We start from the raw sequence: 17,951 nt of genomic DNA, 5'->3' as shown, positions 1-17,951 counted from the left end.
AAAGCTTTATCGAATAAATTTTATAGTAGGCATTTTTGTATTTTTACTATTCAGAATTTTTATGTTATGTCTATCTTTCTGCTGTTTGATAAGTGTATATTCAGCGTTGCGTAAATGTGTAACCATTTGTAGTTTTGCTGTTTCATTTTGTAGTTTAGCAAGCATTCCAATGATATGTGCTTGTAACTCGGCAATGCCTTTTAGATCTTTTGTTGTCTTGATTTCGTTCAATAGTTCTTCAATTTGCTGAAAACGATTGCTTGCTTCCTGAAAAGTCTTTAAACTTACAGCTTTATCCGTGATGGCGGCATATTGGATACGCTTGTTGATGAAATCGCTAGATTCATGGATAGAGGCGGGAATTTCTTCTTCTTTTAAAATATTTTCACGTGATGAAGATAGAGTTGAATAAGTATTTTTATTATAGAGTGTCTCTGGATTTTTGAGAAAAAAACTGGTGTTATCTGTTTGATTCATTTTGAGTTTTTCAGTATCGAATTTCTGATTTCCCGTTATAGAATCATGAATTTTTTTCGTTTGTTCAAGTTGTTTTCTGAGTATATCGAGAAGTGGGGTAACTGGGTGTACTTTCTTTTTTGGTACAGTAATTTCAGGCTGTGGTGTGTTTGAATATGAACCTCCAAAAAGTTTATACAACGAGGATGAATCTGGAACCCCTCCAACTATCAAAGCCTTTGCCGGATTCGAAACCCCTAAAGTTATTGCTACTGCTATCGAAATGACCTGTTTCTTCATGTTTCCCTCCTGTCATTTTTGGCGTGCCGTAAAAAAATTGGTAACCATATCGCTGGATCATCACCAACTTCTGCAATAATGCTTTCAGCTAACTCTGCGTTGTCAGGTGTACCTGATAACACCAAGAGCTCGTCACTAAAGTCATGCTCGATAGTTTTTCCATCGCTTGTGACATGGAATTTGCCAAGATTCAGCTCTGCGAGCGCAGATTGATCACCCTGCTTAATAAGGAATTGGCGACTAAATTCACCAAGTCCTTTAACGAGTTCAAATTCAGTATCTGTTAGTTTAAAGCCTTTTGTATAATCTTCATAATTTGCTTTGGGGTTGGCGAGAAAAATATAAGTCGCACATTGTTGAATGAGTGTTTTGGCAATATTACTTTCCAAAGCATCGCTAGGCTCTTGTGTTGCGTAAACAAAAATACCATTTTGTTTACGGATAGTCTTTTGTTTATTTTTTGCCAGATCTTCAAAGTATGGATCTTGTAAGGGTTTCCAGAACTCATCAAAGATATACATAAATCGCTGTCCGCTAATCATACCCTCTGTACGGTAAAGAAGATACATCATCACTGGAGTACGCGTTTCTGGATTATCTAAGAATTCAGTGATATCAAAGCCGTAAATTTGATGGGTTGAAAGATCAAGAGCATCATGGGGATTATCAAATAACCAACCATAATCACCACCTTCACACCATTTGAGTAGACGAGCATGAACAGATGGGTGCGCATTATAATCACTTAAACGCGGATTTGGTAAGAATTGCACCAGAAAAGATAAACGACGCAGCGATGGGTCAATGTTACTACTCATAACAGACATAACAGCTTTATTAATTTCTTCCTCGTCGTGATGTGTGACTTCACCACCTGCTTCTGCCAATTTTTTAACAAATTGTTTCAGAAAAATCAGATTGTCTTGTGTGGGAGGAAGTTGAAATGGATTAAAGCCACTTGATCTCCCGGCCTTAAATGTTAAATACCTCCCCCCCATAGCTCGAATAGCAATTTCCATGCCACGATCTTTATCAAAAACAACAGTCGTTGGTTTAAATTTTTGTGCTTGTGCTAACAAAAAGCCGAGCAACACAGTTTTACCAGATCCGGATTGTCCGATGAGCGCGGTATTACCGAGCAATCGCTTGTCAGTCGAATCTTCTTCAAGTTTGGAGGCATGAAAATTGAAATAAAGCGGTGTTTTACTGGTCGTTTTAAGAATTGTGACCGCTGGTCCCCATGGATTTCCAGTGGGCTTTCCTGACATAAAATTATGAAAAGATGAAAATGATAAAAAATTTAGTGATGTAATTGGGGCAGGGCGGGGCCTCCATTTCCAATTACCAGGAAGTTGTGCCCAATAGCCAGCTTCTATCGCCAAATCCACGGGTTTGGGTAATACCGCAACGTCTAATAATGCTGCACTTGCTTTGGCCATATGGTCGCGAACTTGTTGAATTGTATCACCATATATGGTCAATGTACAATGATGTTCCCCCATGACAAAATGTCCACTGATAAGCTGGTTTAAGGCTTCATCAATCTGTGCAATTTGACTTGTTGCAACATCACGTGCATCAATAAGATTACGCTGATGCCGCTGTAAATAATCTTTAGCAGCATGCCGAGAGAGCACCGAAAAGCTCTGCGTCAATATGAACTCGAAGTCACTTTCCAACAAAGAATTCAGTTGTCCTGGTTTAGTCGTTGCATCGTATTCTTTAATTTCCAACATTCCAAATCGACGTGTTCCACTGGTTGCACGGAGCTCACCAAGAGCACCCCATTTTGAGAAAAATGGTCGATTGATTGACATATAGTCAGCAAAACGGTCATGGCAAATGGGCATAGGGCGATATTCACCGTTGACAAGCATTCCAAGGAATTCAAGTGCAGAAGAATAAACATGTCCATTTTTTTCATAAGCACCAAGAAGCTCTGCACCATAACGTTTTAAAGATTGGCCTAAAGTACGATTGACGTCATTGAGTTCTTTGATACATGAATCTTGTCGCATCTTTTTTTGATCAAGCGTTTCGCGCTCATGTTTAGAAAAGAACGACATAATTTTGTCCGCTATCGGCTGGAAGACGACAGTCAAATACAAATCATTGACCATTAAATTATAACCAGCAAAACTTTGCCGATATTTTTCATCAAGCTGATAGCAAAACATTTGATTAAATGTTGAATCAGGATATTCATAAACACGACGGCGCACGATATGTGTCCAAAATGATAAATTAGCTGATGCAATACCCCGTAGAGTATTATTCAACTCTTTTGTCCATTGAAAAATATCCTCTTCGGAAGCACTTTGATGCGAACGACCGTCAATTTTCCAAATTGACAAATATTCTGCATTCTTCGTAGAGATAATCGTATCTGTAATATGATGGGAATAGGGGAGGAACAGGCTTACAGGTGTCTCTGATGCGAGACGTTTGCTGCTTTCAACAGCTGTCATGTTTATCTCCTTTTACTATAATCAGAGGGACTATAACTTGATGCGCCCCAAAAAGCTTTGTTGCGATTACGAAATTTAGTATCAATCCATAACCACCAGATACGAAATGCTTTATCATCATTTTTAGTAATTTGCACCATAATGAACCATAGCAGTGGCGCTATAATCCACAAAAAGATACTTACTGTCATAGCAATAACAGCAACTCCCATAAGCATAACGATAAATGGCATCATAGGAACACCCCATATCGTTGGAACACGTGTCGCTCCTTTGAAGAGTGGGAATTCTTTTTGTTCTTGTGATTTCATGGGGTGCTCTTGTTACTGGAGGTGAAATAATATGTGGCTAATATAGAAGGCTGCACCAGCAATAATGACGCTGAATGCCCATCGCATAAATGTGGCTCTTGCAATGAGGCGAAATATATAAATAAGCAAAAGAAATAAAAGAATAATGGCTGCAACAATAGGAACAAGTATACTTAATCCATACTGCATACCTGTAAAAACATCTAAGCTCTTTGTTTCCGTTTGAGCATATGCAGATTCAAACATTAAAAACATCATTGAAGTGATAATAATAGAATTAATCTTATTGTATATTTTTACCCGAAATGTATTTAACTGTTTCATATCTCTTATCCCCTTTTAATTAAAGTTGCTATATAATATTCCTTTTTTTAATATGGCTACATGATTACTGGTACACACCTATAATTTACAAAAGTTAAAAACACTATGTATTATACTAGTTTACGGCTTGACCTGCAAATAATAATTGAGCAAGTTGGATTGCTGAACCCGCAATAACAACGCCTACAGACCAACGTACAAATGTATCCTTTCCGATGTAGCGTCCTGCATAACCAATTGCTAAGCATAAAAGTATAACAGCAGCAGCAACAGGAATAATTATATTTAAATCTTTTTTGAGTTTATCTAAAGCTGATTCTGCATGTTTTAAATATGTTGCTGCTTGAGCATACACAGGATGCGTCATAAAAAACACAGTTAAAGCTGCAGAAAATGTAGCAATTTTATTATTATTTTTTGATTGTAAATTAATTAATTTTTGCATATCTCTCTCACTAAGATCCTAAATAATATTTCATATATTTTTAATATAAATGAAACTATTACTGGCTTGTTTACAATTAATGGATAAATTTTACTTATATAAGATATTTCTATTATACTGCCATAGTGAATTTTAACCAGCTGCACCGCTGAATAAAAGATTAGCAAATTGCGCAGCTGATCCTGCAATAACAACGCCTACAGACCAACGTACAAATGTATCCTTTCCGATGTAGCGTCCTGCATAACCAATTGCTAAGCACAACAGTATAACAGCAGCAGCAATAGGAATAATCAGCTTTAAGTCTACAGTGAGCTTATTTAAAGCATCTTCTGCATGTCCTAAATATGTCGCTTTAGCATATACAGGATTATTCATAGAAAGAACAATCAAAGCTGCAGAAAATGTAGCAATTTTATTATTATTTTTTGATTGTAAATTAATTAACTTTTGCATATCTCTCTCTCACTAAGATCCTAAATAATATTTCATATATTTTTAATATAAATGAAACTATCATTGGATTTTTTTTACAATTGACGGATAATTTTTACTTCTATAAGATATTTTTATTATATTGCTATAGTAAATTTTAAGCTGCGCCTTTGAATAAAAGATTAGCAAGTTGGGCTGCTGATCCAGCGATAACAACGCCTACAGACCAACGTACAAATGTATCCTTTCCGATATAGCGTCCTGCATAACCAATTGCTAAGCACAACAGTATAACAGCAGCAGCAATAGGGATAATTATATTTAAGTCTGTCTGGAGTTTATCTAAAGCACCTTTTCCATGTTTTAAATATGTTGCTGCTTGAGCATACACAGGATGCGTCATAAAAAACACAGTTAAAGCTGCAGAAAATGTAGCAATTTTATTATTACTTTTTGATTGGAAATTAATTAATTTTCGCATATCTCTCTCATTAAAATTCTAAATAACGTTTCATATATTTTTACTATATTGCCATAGTAAATTTTAATTAGCAGCGACACCACTGAATAAAAGACTAGCGAGTTGGGCTGCTGATCCAGCGATAACAACGCCTACAGACCAACGTACAAATGTATCCTTTCCGATATAGCGTCCTGCATAACCAATTGCTAAGCACAACAGTATAACAGCAGCAGCAATAGGGATAATTATCTTTAAGTCATCTCGGAGTCTAGTCAAAGCTGTATTCGCATGTTTTAAATATTGTGGGTTAGCATACACAGGATGCGTCATAAAAAATACAGTTAGAGCTGCAGAAAATGCAGCGATTTTATTATTGCTTTTTGATTGTAAGTTAATTAATTTTTTCATATTTCTCTCACTAAGATTTTAAATAATATTTCATATATTTTTAATACAAGTGAAACTATTATTGGCTTTTTTGCAATTAATGGATAATTTTTATTATATTGCCACAGTAAATTTTAAGCTGTGCCTTTGAATAAAAGATTAGCAAGTTGGGCTGCTGACCCAGCGATAACAACGCCTACAGACCAACGTACAAATGTATCCTTTCCGATATAGCGCCCTGCATAACCAATTGCTAAGCACAAAAGTATAACAGCAGCAGCGATAGGAATAATTATCTTTAAGTCTGCTTGAAGTCCAGTCAAAGCTGTATTCGCATGTTGTAAATATTGTGGTGCTGCTTGAGCATATACAGGATTGTTCATAAAAAACACAGCTAAAGCTGCAGAAAACTCAGCAATTTTATTACGAGCTGTTGGGTGAAGAATATTTAATTGTTTCATGTTCCTTATCCTGATGAAGATTAAAACTCCCACAAATGACCCCTCTTTCATGAAGAAACTTAAAGAGATATTTGGGATCAGCCCAAGTCCTTAGTCTTCCTCTTTGTGTAAGTAATGTATATTTATTAGGTTTTCCGGTGATCGGATCATCTGCAACAAACGTAAAATACCATTCCCTTTCTGAGCGCATCACAACTGTAATTTCACGTGCTGCTCTCTGACTAAATGCTATATCAACGCTGTTTTGTTCTATCATTTTCATTTTTCTGCCCTCAATTAGAAGAGATTTTGTCCAATCTTACTAATTAGAGCTTTAATATTTTCTTATCTAGCTTTCATTAATATCATCCTATCAAAATTCTAGTTTTCATTCGTGAAAATATCAATTATCGCTTAGCTGCTCGGTCGATGAAGAAGAATCTTCTGTGGCAAAAGCATCGCGGCTACTACTTTCTTTATGCGCAAACGCATCTTCTAATTCCTCTGAAGAAAGAGGAAGAGAATTTACTTTAGTTGTCTGTTCGGGTTCTTCTTTTTTAAGCCTTACAGGCTCTTGCAAGTTTTTATCTTCTTGTGCAGCAGCTTTTACTCCAATATATGAAGTAATCGTCTGTGTATCGGCATTACTGTTTAAGCCTTTTGTGTTATAAAAACTTAAAGCAGATTGTAATGCCGCTTTTTCAAAAACACACTTTGATACTTTTTGTTTGTAACAACAAGTTAAAGCGCTTTGTACATCTGCAAGATCTCTGCAAAAGCCAAATGCCCCAAAAAAAGAAAACCATTTCATATTTTCAACATCAATTTGCTCAAAGATTGTGTCAAAATTATGTTTATTTTGTTTGAACTGCTCAGTTATTGCAGTTTCTTCTCTAAGTGGAGATAATTGACCGAATAATTTATCATTATTGCTTGTTATATAAACATTATCCCGTGCTCCTTGTTCGATGAGAGCTGAAAATGCTAGATGAGGGGTATTGGATATGTATGCCGCAGCAAACATTGTGAAATCTGGAAAAATCATCAGCAATACACCTTATTATGAAGAATTTTATTGATATAAACGCCAATTTTGTTTGGTGCTTTTTGTCGCTGTCCCTTGATTTTATAAATTTGAAAAACGGAATTGTTTAGCTTAAAATATTCCTTGTAGTTATTTTTTTCTTTTCTGAGAAGATTTCCAGTGTATGTGAATATCCAAGGAATAAGATCAACGTGTGATATAAAATAGGGCAGACTACGCAAACCAATATTATTGGAATGATATAAAAAAATACGACTTTTAAGCAATGATGATCTTTGGAGCTCTGTTGAAGTTACGTGTTTTATATATTCTTCTAGTTGCAAAAAAAATTTTAAAAAACATTTATACCAAGCGAAAATTCGTTTTACTTGAGAGTATCTCTTATTGTGATAATGAACTACATCATCATTATAGAGAGAGGGCTTGTTCTTTGCTGCATATTGCCATAGTTTATAGAATGGTGATTTATATTTACCTTTGACTACTGATTCATGAAAGTCAGAGAGGTGTGAAGGCGTTTGTGCACTGTACTCGCCAGTTCTAATGACTGAACTGAAAAAAGGTACAGTGGTGGTAATTGATATACCAATAAACAGCTTTTTGTACTCCAAAGCACATCTCCGTCAAAGTGATATATTTATCATAATTTTAATTTCGATAATAAATAGACAAAAATTGTCTATAATTGTGTTTAAAATATGGCAAAGGACGATTCTTTTTTTTGCAAGGGGAGTAATTAAGGTGAATGATCTCAAAAATATGAATTTTGATGAACTACAAGAGATGCGTATACAAATCGATATGGAATTGAAAAAACGGCAAGCAAAGGAAAAGCAAAATGCGCGACGAAAAATTCTTGAGATTGCTAATACTCATGGAATTGATATCGCTGATCTTGTGAGCAAAGAGCGCCATTATAGGAATCCTAATAACCAATGGGAATTATGGAATGGGCGTGGACGGAGACCTAAGTGGATTAAAGAGTGGTTGGAGAATGGGTATACACTTGATGAGCTCGAAGTAACATAATACATGTTCGATATTTATAAAGAAAGGGAATATCAAGAGATATAAATGAAAGAAATAGGCTCTTTTTGCTCATTTGATTGTATAAAAATGCTGAATGGATGTGTTAACCTATTAAGGTATCAAAAAAATGGTAAAAAGTGTTGGACAAATGCATCTAAATGCAAAAGGTTTTGTTGTCATAAGTTGGCATTATCATTATGTTTGCCAGTTTGAAATGTTATAATTGCTTTTGGCATTTGAGAGAGGGCACTTTAATTCTTTTTTATAGTTTTAACTAACGTTGCCTTTTTTAGTCTATGCAAGTTAATGGTTTTATTGGTTCTTTACAAAAAAGTTGGAATCAGAAGAATTTATTGTGTCAGGGCCCTCCAAAGGAGCATGCCAATACTATTGCTATATTTACCAGCCGAAATTTTGTGACAGTCCTTGGTATTTTAGATGGTTTTTAAGTCATGTCTTCAAAAGTTTTTACCCGCATGGCTCTGCTCTCGTTTGTGAAGAGTAAGAGATATGATTTTTATTGTCTTAAAAGGGAGCAGGATTTTCAATAAGAGATCTTACGGTTTAGGATTCAGAGTAGCGATAAATTATCATTATAAATCAATTTTTTGTTTGATTCTAACCCAATATATAAAATAATAATTTTATCTATCAATATGATGGATAAATTAACATTCTTATATTTTGGCAATACTGTTCTGTAGAACAAGACTCTGATGTTATGGATTTTGTTGGATCTTTTTTCTGTAAGATTATATATGTGAGGTATTCGTTTTATTTATCGTGTGTACGATTAAAATGAGTGGACGTATGGAAAATGAAAATCTTCTATGGCGGGTAAAGGGTTTAATAGGATTTTTTGACACGTTTTGAAGTGTCGGTGATTAGAATTTATTGATGGGCATTGATGAATAAAGAGCGTATTGAACATACAAGATTGGATCATTTTTTACTTTCATTTGTTTTCTTTTATGCTGTGGAAGTTAAGAGGCAATACACAAGTTTACAATTGTGTGTGATGGTATAGAGTACCAGAATATTTTTGTTATATATCATATTTTTTAAATTGTGGCATTTTTATATACATAGGTTTGTCTGAGAAGCAGCATACCCCAACGGAATACACTCGTGTTGCCAATTTACATGCTTTTTTAAAGAAAGCATTTTCCAATCCAACTAAGCCTATTTTATGACGTTTCTCGTGAATAGCATAACATAAAAGTCTCTATAAATAATATAAAATCCATTTTTCATCATCATTTTTATTTCAATAAGTTTATTTCAATAATAAAGTATAAAAGTCTGCGTCATTATACATTTTGCTAACTTTCAATATTTTGCAATAGGCTTTAGCACAAGGGATGTATCATGAAGGCTTTGCTTCCTTATCTTCAATCATTTTTTATCTATATGCTCGTCTCATTTGTGGCATGTAAAGGGTGATGTTGATTGCTTTAACAGGAAAGAGATTGGAAATGAGGGTATTTTTATGATCTTCAGCTCTCTCATTCAACAAGAGAACGATGAAGTATTCATTGTAAGTTGAAGTTGGTCTGATAAAGAAAGTCTTGTGTATTTTGTTATGCCGTGAAATAGCTTCATTTGAAGTGTGATAAGATTGCTTGCATAATATGTTTTTGCAGTGTTTGGTGAATGTTCTTAAAGTATGGCTTGCTTGTCTTGCTTTATAGTCAGTGAAGTACGGGGAGGGAAGTCAAGGGGGGAAACCTACGCGATAAGAATCCGGATTGTTTACAGACTGGATTTAAGGGGAATTTTTGTTCTTTGAAGGGAGGGAAAGAAGCCAAAGGTTGTAAAAGTAAAAAGGTATGAATTTTTGCTTAAAGCGGGAAGCCGTTTAGGAGACGGGGCGCATTTGGGGTAATGCCAGCAGCTTCTTGGATGAAATATTTTTTTATTTTTGGCGTTTGATTGACGATTCCAAGACCGGTATCGCGAAGCATTCGTAAGAAAAGGTTATCGTTAGAAAAAAGTTTATTAAGCCAATCATTGCTTAAAGCCATACGGACAATTTCAAAACGTCTCCAGCTTTGATAGCGCTCTAAAGCGGTGAGGGAGCCAATATCAAGACCTAATCGTGCTGTTTCAATAATCACTTCAGCAAGGGCAGCGCTATCGCGTAATCCTAAATTGAGTCCTTGTCCTGCAATGGGGTGGATGGTATGGGCAGCATCTCCAACGAGGGCAAAACGGGGCTTAATACATTGGCGTGTTAAAGAAAGGTTTAGGGGAAAAGCTTGACGTTCACCATTCCAAGAGAGTTTTCCTAATCGATGACCAATGCGTCTTTCGAGTTCTGTTGCAAAAATAAATGCGTCAGCTTTGAGGTAATATTGCGCAGTTTTATGATTCTCATTCCATACAATGGCGGATCGGTTCCCTTTGAGCGGGAGAAGAGCAAAAGGGCCAGCGGGTAAAAAATGTTGAATTGCTTGACCATGATGGGGTTTTTCATGTTCAACTGTGCAGATGATTGCTGTTTGTTTATAGGGGTGAGAAAAGTTTTTAAGACCTGCTTTTTGGCGTAATGTTGAGTGGGCACCATTGGCTGCAATAAGCAATTTTGTTTGCCAAAGTTCTTCATTATCTAATGTAACAGTTGTGTGTTGGTTGTCTTGATGAAAATCAATGACACGTGTGTTTGCGATAATAGGGATATTGAGATCTTTGACACGTTTTTTTAAAGTATTGATCAGTTCTCTATGTTCTACCATCGTTGCAAAGGGTTCACCGGGGGTAATGTCGCCTTCAAAGGTTAAAAGAGGGGGTTTAACAGGGTCATTTGTGCTTGTATCTGTGATGATCATGGAGTGAATGGGTTGCGCAGAGGGAGTGATAGAGTCCCAACATTGCAATTGTTTTAACATACGAACAGAAGCAGCAGCAAGGGCAATGGTTCGTATGTTAGAAGCAGGAATATCTTCTTGTGGAGCAGCATCAACGATTTTTATTTTCAGATTAGGGGCTGTTTGCTTGAGTGCTATTGCAAGTGTTAAACCGACAACCGCCCCCCCTGCAATGAGAAGATCACATTGTTTGTTTTTATGAGATTTTATTTTTTTATTGGGTTTTATATCTTTAGGGTGATTAGAATACACAATGTTTCTTCCATTATTTACAGGGCATCTTCCATTATTTACGAGGCTTCCTCCATTGTAAAGCTTGCTTGCTGTTAAAAAGAATATTTTTCTTTCAAATTATCTACACTATTTTAATTTTTACTCTGTTCCTTATTTCATAAAGAAGAGACTTATCTTTGGACGAAATGTCTTTTTGGTGTCAATCTGATGACGGGTGAGTGTTTTAGAGCCCTTATTGTTTTACTTGTGTGACTGACTTTACAGATTTACTCGGTCAGCCTTTTTTGAATGTCCTCTTCCATTCTTTTTACACTTGGTTGATAGAAAAGAAAACTAAAATCAGACAAAAATGAGAATGTATTTTTAAATTTGTATAAATGTCCTTTAAGAGGCGTGTTCTGAAAGGGTACATTGAGGATGATAGATAAGGAAAATAGTGTTCATTTGTGATGGTTAAAACGGTATTAATATTTTACTGTTACCATGGTGTAGCTTAACCTTCCGTTGAGGAGGGCGATAGGGCTTGTGGTAAACTTTATAATCCATGTAAAATTTTACACATGAGGTGTTTTTTTGTTGTTCGTGTGATAATATTTTAGGGTAGGATTGTTTTCGTGCTTTATGTAAGGATTGGCCTTTCAGATGGTGGTCTATGAATGACATGAAGTGGGAAGAGGGCAGAATACACGAGATTAAGAAGTTGGATTGTTGACAGATGATTGTTGATAGATCGGCGCTGAGTGTAAGCTTCGTCCTTTTTTAGGAGAAGGGGGAAGTTATAACGCTTTAAATGTGAAAGCTTTGTATTTGGAATTGATGGATGCACCGAAGTTCTTCTCCTTATGATTCATTGGAAGCGCGAGATTCTCAAGGTTTTCGGCTTGTTGAGATGTTTTTACGGCAGATTGGTGTGTTTATTGGGCTTGGCCTTTTGGGCTTTATTATTTTTTGTGTGTTTGCTTTGGCGACGTGGAATGTTGCTGATCCCTCTTTAACCCATGCGAGTACAAATGAGGTTACAAACCTTATGGGGTGGTTGGGGGCAATTTTTTCTGATTCTATGATGCAGTTTTTTGGCTTAGCAAGTCTTGCTGTTTTGTTGCCACCATTATTTTGGTCTTTTCTCTTGTTGGCACAAAAGAATATCTACAATTTGACTTTGCGCTTTTTTTTGTGGGGGGTATCAACAGTTTGTTTTTTAATGGCTTTTGCCCTTATGACGCCTATTGCTTCTTTTACCTATTGGCCTTTACCTATGGGATTGGGAGGGGTTTTAGGAGATAAAGCTTTAAATGTTGCGTCTTCAATTTTTCCTCTTTTTCTTTCTCCTCTTTACAGGGGGCTCTTCAGTGTTGTTTTTATCCTTTTAGGTTTTTTCATTGCTGCTTTTGCTGGCAATGTGATATGGCGGCGTCGAACAAAGAAAAGAGAAGAAAAAAGCATTCCAAAAACCGAAATCGTTGATCCGGTTTTTGAGATGGAAGAAGATGCAGAATATGCCGTAGAGAATGATCGTGAGAAACATGGTTTTTTTACCACAACTTTTGGTGGTCTTTTACATCTTTTTTATTTTTTACAAGCGCGGTTTTTTCGTTTTTTCTGTTTCAAAAGGCATTCTCAAAGTAAGAGGCAAGGCAAGTCATTTGATCGGATTGAACCAACTTTTTTGGGTGAAAAAGAAAAGTGTGAGGAAAATCAAAATAAAGCCCATGCTTCTTCTATTAAAAGTCGAAAGTCTTTAACAGTTGCTTCAAAGAATGGTTTTGTTCTTCCACTTTTAGATTACCTATCAGTTCCACCACCATCTGTAAGGGATGCAAAACTTTCTCCTGCTGCTTTAAAAGCAAATGCTCAAGAACTTGAAGGGGTTTTGTTGGATTTTGGGGTCAAAGGAAAAATTATCGATGCTTGTCCTGGACCTGTGGTCACTTTATATGAATTTGAACCGGCTGCTGGTATTAAGTCTTCTCGTATCATTAGTTTAGCAGATGATATTGCGCGCTCAATGCGTGCGATTTCTGCGCGTGTTGCTGTGGTTCCAGGGCGCAATGTGATTGGAATAGAATTACCCAATGCAAAGCGGGAGATGGTTTATTTAAGGGAGATTGTGCAAGCCCAGGAATTTGTTGAAAGTAAAGCCAAATTAGGGCTGGCTTTAGGCAAGACAATCGGGGGGGACGCTGTTATTGCGGATTTAGCAAAAATGCCGCATCTTTTGGTGGCTGGGACAACAGGATCGGGAAAGTCTGTTGCTATTAATACAATGATTTTATCATTGCTTTATCGTATGACGCCTGAACAATGTCGTCTCATTATGGTAGATCCGAAAATGCTTGAACTTTCGGTTTATGATGGCATTCCCCATTTGTTAACACCCGTAGTGACAGATCCTAAAAAAGCGGTGACTGCGCTTAAATGGGCTGTTCGTGAAATGGAAGAACGCTACAGTAAAATGTCAAAACTTGGTGTTCGCAATATCGATGGGTTTAATGCACGTCTCAAGGAGTCAGAAGGTCAAGAAGAGACAATGGTGCGTACCATTCAAGTGGGTTTTGATCATGAGACGGGTGAGCCTCTTTATGAGACGGAAACACTTGATTTTAGTCCTATGCCCTATATTGTTGTCATTATCGATGAAATGGCCGATTTGATGATGGTGGCAGGTAAAGATATTGAAGGTGCGGTTCAACGTTTAGCACAAATGGCACGGGCTGCCGGTATCCATGTGATTATGGCGACACAGCGTCCTTCCGTTGATGTTATTACGGGGACGATCAAAGCCAATTTTCCTACACGCATTTCTTTTTCCGTCAGTTCAAAAATTGATAGCCGAACAATTCTGGGCGAACAGGGAGCTGAGCAATTATTGGGACAAGGAGATATGCTCTTTATGATGGGAGGAGGACGTATTCAGCGTGTGCATGGACCTTTTGTTGCTGATGATGAAGTGGAGCAGGTCGTTGCACATCTCAAAGCGCAAGCACGACCTGATTATTTGGAAACAATTACCCAAGAAGTAGAAGAAGATGGTGCTGATGTTTCTTCAGCTTCTCCTTCAGCGGATGATCCCTATAGTCAGGCTGTTGCTATTGTTCTTCGTGATCGTAAGGCTTCAACTTCTTATATTCAACGCCGGTTAGGTATTGGGTATAACCGTGCTGCAACATTGATTGAGAGGATGGAAGAAGAAGGTATTATTAGTCCAGCAAATCATGCAGGAAAACGAGAAATTTTAGTCCCTGCCGAAGAAGAACGCTTTTGAAAAATCTTTATAATTATATTTTATAAAACAGGCGTTTATTCTCTTTCATCGTAGAAAGTTCGCATCATCATACGCAAGCTTTTTCAATTTTGCGATATCCCTTTGTTACTTGAGGCGATTCACAAGAGCTATTCTTTATTTCATATCATTTTACCTACTTACCTATACGTTAATCTTGCCTACACGTTAATCTTGTTTGTAATGTGCAAGAAAATAAATTGAATTGATTCAATATGAGAGCGTATGTGATGAGAGAATCTTACGGTATTCGGTGCTATGATTTCAGTTAAAAATGATAATTTATCATTATAAATCAATATGTTATTAAAATGGTATTATGGGGGGAAAGAAGGTATGCAAGGCTTGATATTTAAGTTTTTTGCTGTTTTCGTCGTTCAATCTTACGGCAAAACCAATTGCGTTATGTGACGTGCTAATCTGATTTTATACAATACATTGATTTATAATGATAATTCACTGTTTTTTTATGGTGAATGAGAGGCACCCATAACGTAAGATTCTCTCATTCCAAACCTGTTTATGTTGAAACAATCAAAACTATTCGCTTGCATGTCACAAGCGGGATGATCGTGTAGATCAAATTTGTATAAGAAAGGAATAAAAATGGCTCTTATGAACACTCTCAAGTGCTAAGGGGTGTCGTAGCATTCTAAGGTTGGCAAAGTGTGTGATGGTGTCGGCTTACTTTTTTACAAACGTAAAGATGGGAGCGCTCAATGGATTTTATACCATTTACGGGCACCGTTTTGAGATGGGTTTTGGTATTTTAAGAGATATGTCTTTAAAATAAGACCGTGAGTGTGTAACTGGATAGCATTCTGTTTTACGGAAGGGGTGTGACCCGATGAAAGAACGCGATAAACAAAAGCGTGAGGCAATAAGCAATCTCCATTATTTCAAAGATATTACTTTGGATACTTTTGAAAGCCGTAAAGCTTAATTAAAAGGAGAGGGGAAAGATGGTAAATGGTTTTCACCTTTACGCCTTTAGAAAGGGCTAGTCTGTCGCGTCCTTAGTTAAGTGAATTATATGGGGTGGGACACCAAGTAAAACTTGCTAAAATTTAAATTGTTTACAGAAGAGATTGGCTGAGAATTTTTATTCTTTTGGATGGGTGCACGGTAAGTCAAAAAAACATTTTTGCCATTGAGTTATTGAAAGGAGTCTTCAAGTTTGCAAGCAATATGTTTAGGATTTAATCTGTTCGTGTCTTGATGATAATCCATTCTGTTTCACGGATTAGGAGGAGGAGAAAATATATTATGCGTTTAGCCAATCAGCAGAAAAGTTAAGAAGTTGAGGTGATTTCGAAAACTCAAGAGCAGACTGATTATTTGGACAATGCCTTGATTTTATAAGAATATCGCATGACTCATTTTGAATAAGAGACCTCAATATCGTAAGATTCTTTCATTTCAAATCTGTTTATATTGCAGCAACAAAAATTATTCGCTTGCACGTTACAAGCGGGGAGAAGCCCGTGTTGATAAAAATGATTAAGAAAGAACTAAAAATGTTTGTTTTTAACAGTTTCAATGGCTCAAGAGCTTGTCGCAACATTCTAGGCTTAGCAAAGTGGTGTGATGGTTCTGGCTTGGAAACGATACCGTAAGAGATTGAAAGAAATAGAGAAGGATTTTTTGCTGACTTTTTCTTCAACGAATGATTTCTATCGTTGAGCTGTTACAGTTTTGCTGCGTGATGGTAAAGTTTCAACTTCTTATATTCAATGCCGTTTGGTATTGGTTATAATTGAGTAGCGACATTGCTTGAAAAGATGAAAGAAGGAGGCAACGTTTGTTCAGAAAATCATAGGGTTAAGAAAAAGTTTTAGCGCTTGTCGAATAAGCATACTTTTAAAAATCTTTTGATAGTGTTTTCAAACAATATCTTTATCTTATAAAGCAGGGTATTTATTCATCATTGATGACTTAATTATAAATGATAATGATAAAGTCAATTTGATATTGTTTGGGAGCATTTTTTATGAAAACGTCTTTTTTATCGCAAAGGAGAGTCTTTGGGTTGGTGGGAATTATTATATTTTGGTGTTTAACTTTTCCTGCTTTTTCGCAAGTATCTCAGAAGGTGGCAAAAGCGCAGAATATTGCCAACCACTTTGCGGCAATCAAAACAATGACGGGTGATTTTATTCAATTTAGTCCGAAGGGAAAAATGTCTCAAGGAACATTTTATCTCGAGCGTCCAGGGAAAATTCGCTTTATTTATAAGAAAATGCCTTTACAAATCATTGCAGATGGTCAATTTGTAGGCATTAACAATCGGGCTTTAAATACTTGGAACTTTTCACAACTTTCACAAACGCCAATGAAGTTTTTGTTGGATGATAAAATTGACGTATCATCCGGGCGTTTGTTGGCATTTCGTGAAGATCCAGGGGCTGTGACGATTGTTCTGCGTGATAAAACGATTGGAGCTGGGCAAATAAGAATGGTGTTTGATTCCAAAAACTTTGCTTTGCGGCAGTGGACAATTGTTGACCAACAAAACTTGGAAACCACAGTGCAGATTATGAATGTGCGAGCAGGCGTTCGTTTCGCTCAGGGAATGTTTACACTTCCCTCAAAAAAATGAAGCAATAGTATCACGTCATTGGGATTGAAGCAGATGCTCTTTCGTATTGCGACTTGGAATATTAACTCTATTCGTTTGCGCCTTGCACAGGTTTTTCAGTATTTGAAGCTCTTTCCGGCCGATGTTTTGTGTCTACAGGAAACAAAATGTCCCGATGCTTTATTTCCAGTGGAGGCTTTTGAAGCAGCAGGATATAAGTATATCGCACTGAGTGGTCAAAAATCTTATAACGGGGTGGCGATTGTTTCTCGTTTTCCTTTTAAAAAGGTGAACAAGCATTTCTTTTGTCAAAACCAAGATTGTCGCTATATTTCAGTGATTGTGGAAACCCATGGTAAATTGATGCGGATTCATAATTTCTATGTCCCCGCTGGAGGCGATATTCCTGATGCTGAGGTGAATGAAAAATTTCGTCATAAGCTTGATTTTTTAGAAGAAATGTCTTCTATTCGTGCTGATCAAGAAGAAAATGTGTCTTCTCTTTTGTTGGGCGATTTGAATATTGCTCCTTTAGCAGAGGATGTTTGGTCTCATCAGAAATTGTTGAAGGTTGTAAGCCATACACCCATTGAAACCGAGCGTTTACAAAAATTGTGTTGTCAGGGCGGATGGGTTGATCTTATGCGGTTGCATATCCCTGTTCCTACACAACTTTATACATGGTGGAGTTATCGTGCGCGCGATTGGGCGTTGACCGATTATGGGCGCCGGCTTGATCATATTTGGTCGTCTCCAGATTTAGCGCCTTTTGTGGCAGATCTTTCGACTTTTCGTGATGCGCGCGGATGGGACCATCCTTCCGATCATATTCCTGTGCAAACAGTATTTGATTTTTCACGCTAATTTTGAAATAACAAGGTAAATAAAG

Annotated in this window: 18 protein-coding genes and 1 pseudogene; 6 read left to right on the top strand and 13 right to left on the bottom strand. The window is 36.7% G+C overall.

The window, feature by feature from the left end; genetic code table 11:
• Nucleotides 1-6: 6 nt before the first annotated feature.
• The 12 genes from D1093_RS00785 to D1093_RS00730 all read right to left on the bottom strand — a co-directional run bounded on the left by D1093_RS00785 (nucleotide 7) and on the right by D1093_RS00730 (nucleotide 7,685).
• Nucleotides 7-756: a TrbJ/VirB5 family protein gene (locus D1093_RS00785; protein WP_120099976.1), complete on the bottom strand. Its 750-nt coding sequence runs from the start codon at nucleotides 754-756 to the stop codon at nucleotides 7-9.
• Complete coding sequence (locus D1093_RS00780) at nucleotides 753-3,224, bottom strand: VirB4 family type IV secretion/conjugal transfer ATPase (RefSeq protein ID WP_120099974.1); 2,472 nt, start codon at nucleotides 3,222-3,224, stop codon at nucleotides 753-755. The genes D1093_RS00785 and D1093_RS00780 overlap by 4 nt, the downstream gene beginning before the upstream one ends.
• A 2-nt stretch (nucleotides 3,225-3,226) precedes the next feature.
• On the bottom strand, nucleotides 3,227-3,535 hold the full coding sequence (locus D1093_RS00775; RefSeq protein WP_120099973.1) for a VirB3 family type IV secretion system protein: 309 nt from the start codon (nucleotides 3,533-3,535) through the stop codon (nucleotides 3,227-3,229).
• Nucleotides 3,536-3,547: 12 nt separating this feature from the next.
• A complete protein-coding gene (locus D1093_RS00770) occupies nucleotides 3,548-3,859 on the bottom strand; it encodes a conjugal transfer protein (RefSeq protein WP_120099971.1) in 312 nt (103 codons plus the stop codon).
• 115 nt (nucleotides 3,860-3,974) lie between these two features.
• A complete protein-coding gene (gene trwL, locus D1093_RS00765) occupies nucleotides 3,975-4,304 on the bottom strand; it encodes a VirB2 family type IV secretion system major pilin TrwL (protein WP_120099969.1) in 330 nt (109 codons plus the stop codon).
• Between the two features lie 132 nt (nucleotides 4,305-4,436).
• On the bottom strand, nucleotides 4,437-4,760 hold the full coding sequence (gene trwL, locus D1093_RS00760) for a VirB2 family type IV secretion system major pilin TrwL (RefSeq protein ID WP_120099967.1): 324 nt from the start codon (nucleotides 4,758-4,760) through the stop codon (nucleotides 4,437-4,439).
• 136 nt (nucleotides 4,761-4,896) lie between these two features.
• Entirely contained in the window at nucleotides 4,897-5,220 is a 324-nt protein-coding gene (trwL, locus tag D1093_RS00755) for a VirB2 family type IV secretion system major pilin TrwL (protein WP_120099965.1), read from the bottom strand.
• A 63-nt stretch (nucleotides 5,221-5,283) separates the two neighbouring features.
• On the bottom strand, nucleotides 5,284-5,610 hold the full coding sequence (trwL, locus tag D1093_RS00750; RefSeq protein ID WP_150222244.1) for a VirB2 family type IV secretion system major pilin TrwL: 327 nt from the start codon (nucleotides 5,608-5,610) through the stop codon (nucleotides 5,284-5,286).
• A 113-nt stretch (nucleotides 5,611-5,723) separates the two neighbouring features.
• Nucleotides 5,724-6,050, bottom strand: a complete 327-nt coding sequence (gene trwL, locus D1093_RS00745; RefSeq protein ID WP_120099962.1) for a VirB2 family type IV secretion system major pilin TrwL — start codon at nucleotides 6,048-6,050, stop codon at nucleotides 5,724-5,726.
• Complete coding sequence (gene korA, locus D1093_RS00740) at nucleotides 6,013-6,312, bottom strand: KorA family transcriptional regulator (RefSeq protein ID WP_120099960.1); 300 nt, start codon at nucleotides 6,310-6,312, stop codon at nucleotides 6,013-6,015. Before korA ends, trwL (D1093_RS00745) begins: the two co-directional genes overlap by 38 nt.
• Before the next feature lie 120 nt (nucleotides 6,313-6,432).
• A complete protein-coding gene (locus D1093_RS00735) occupies nucleotides 6,433-7,074 on the bottom strand; it encodes a lysozyme family protein (RefSeq protein WP_120099958.1) in 642 nt (213 codons plus the stop codon).
• Entirely contained in the window at nucleotides 7,074-7,685 is a 612-nt protein-coding gene (locus D1093_RS00730) for a hypothetical protein (RefSeq protein WP_120099957.1), read from the bottom strand. Before D1093_RS00730 ends, D1093_RS00735 begins: the two co-directional genes overlap by 1 nt.
• Nucleotides 7,686-7,815: 130 nt before the next feature.
• Between D1093_RS00730 and D1093_RS00725 the strand changes: the two genes are divergently transcribed.
• On the top strand, nucleotides 7,816-8,103 hold the full coding sequence (locus tag D1093_RS00725; protein WP_012232510.1) for an H-NS histone family protein: 288 nt from the start codon (nucleotides 7,816-7,818) through the stop codon (nucleotides 8,101-8,103).
• 1,841 nt (nucleotides 8,104-9,944) lie between these two features.
• Here D1093_RS00725 and D1093_RS00720 read toward each other — a convergent pair.
• The gene (locus D1093_RS00720) at nucleotides 9,945-11,222 is read right to left on the bottom strand and encodes a ubiquinone biosynthesis hydroxylase (RefSeq protein ID WP_120099955.1); all 1,278 of its coding nucleotides are present in this window, start codon (nucleotides 11,220-11,222) and stop codon (nucleotides 9,945-9,947) included.
• A gap of 802 nt (nucleotides 11,223-12,024) precedes the next feature.
• On the opposite strand from D1093_RS00720, the gene D1093_RS00715 reads away from it, so the two are divergent.
• The 5 genes and pseudogenes from D1093_RS00715 to D1093_RS00700 all read left to right on the top strand — a co-directional run bounded on the left by D1093_RS00715 (nucleotide 12,025) and on the right by D1093_RS00700 (nucleotide 17,926).
• Nucleotides 12,025-14,466: an FtsK/SpoIIIE family DNA translocase gene (locus tag D1093_RS00715; RefSeq protein WP_120099954.1), complete on the top strand. Its 2,442-nt coding sequence runs from the start codon at nucleotides 12,025-12,027 to the stop codon at nucleotides 14,464-14,466.
• A 684-nt stretch (nucleotides 14,467-15,150) separates the two neighbouring features.
• Nucleotides 15,151-15,424: pseudogene (locus D1093_RS10095) on the top strand (hypothetical protein); the annotation flags it as partial.
• A 544-nt stretch (nucleotides 15,425-15,968) separates the two neighbouring features.
• On the top strand, nucleotides 15,969-16,100 hold the full coding sequence (locus D1093_RS10425; RefSeq protein ID WP_280178762.1) for a hypothetical protein: 132 nt from the start codon (nucleotides 15,969-15,971) through the stop codon (nucleotides 16,098-16,100).
• Between the two features lie 374 nt (nucleotides 16,101-16,474).
• On the top strand, nucleotides 16,475-17,083 hold the full coding sequence (locus D1093_RS00705) for a LolA family protein (protein ID WP_120099952.1): 609 nt from the start codon (nucleotides 16,475-16,477) through the stop codon (nucleotides 17,081-17,083).
• A 33-nt stretch (nucleotides 17,084-17,116) separates the two neighbouring features.
• Nucleotides 17,117-17,926, top strand: coding sequence for an exodeoxyribonuclease III (locus tag D1093_RS00700; RefSeq protein ID WP_120099950.1), 810 nt, complete (start codon nucleotides 17,117-17,119; stop codon nucleotides 17,924-17,926).
• Nucleotides 17,927-17,951 lie beyond the last annotated feature (25 nt).

Source organism: Bartonella kosoyi, from assembly GCF_003606325.2.
GTDB lineage: Bacteria > Pseudomonadota > Alphaproteobacteria > Rhizobiales > Rhizobiaceae > Bartonella > Bartonella kosoyi.
Note: the sequence above shows the minus strand (reverse complement) of the source record. Positions and strands in the feature narration are given on the sequence as shown.

Coding starts and splice junctions, on each gene's coding strand:
- D1093_RS00785 (WP_120099976.1), bottom strand. CDS start 756: ATGAAGAAACAGGTCATTTCGATAGCAGTAGCAATAACTTTAGGGGTT.
- D1093_RS00780 (WP_120099974.1), bottom strand. CDS start 3,224: ATGACAGCTGTTGAAAGCAGCAAACGTCTCGCATCAGAGACACCTGTA.
- D1093_RS00775 (WP_120099973.1), bottom strand. CDS start 3,535: ATGAAATCACAAGAACAAAAAGAATTCCCACTCTTCAAAGGAGCGACA.
- D1093_RS00770 (WP_120099971.1), bottom strand. CDS start 3,859: ATGAAACAGTTAAATACATTTCGGGTAAAAATATACAATAAGATTAAT.
- trwL (WP_120099969.1), bottom strand. CDS start 4,304: ATGCAAAAATTAATTAATTTACAATCAAAAAATAATAATAAAATTGCT.
- trwL (WP_120099967.1), bottom strand. CDS start 4,760: ATGCAAAAGTTAATTAATTTACAATCAAAAAATAATAATAAAATTGCT.
- trwL (WP_120099965.1), bottom strand. CDS start 5,220: ATGCGAAAATTAATTAATTTCCAATCAAAAAGTAATAATAAAATTGCT.
- trwL (WP_150222244.1), bottom strand. CDS start 5,610: ATGAAAAAATTAATTAACTTACAATCAAAAAGCAATAATAAAATCGCT.
- trwL (WP_120099962.1), bottom strand. CDS start 6,050: ATGAAACAATTAAATATTCTTCACCCAACAGCTCGTAATAAAATTGCT.
- korA (WP_120099960.1), bottom strand. CDS start 6,312: ATGAAAATGATAGAACAAAACAGCGTTGATATAGCATTTAGTCAGAGA.
- D1093_RS00735 (WP_120099958.1), bottom strand. CDS start 7,074: ATGATTTTTCCAGATTTCACAATGTTTGCTGCGGCATACATATCCAAT.
- D1093_RS00715 (WP_120099954.1), top strand. CDS start 12,025: ATGCACCGAAGTTCTTCTCCTTATGATTCATTGGAAGCGCGAGATTCT.
- D1093_RS00705 (WP_120099952.1), top strand. CDS start 16,475: ATGAAAACGTCTTTTTTATCGCAAAGGAGAGTCTTTGGGTTGGTGGGA.
- D1093_RS00700 (WP_120099950.1), top strand. CDS start 17,117: ATGCTCTTTCGTATTGCGACTTGGAATATTAACTCTATTCGTTTGCGC.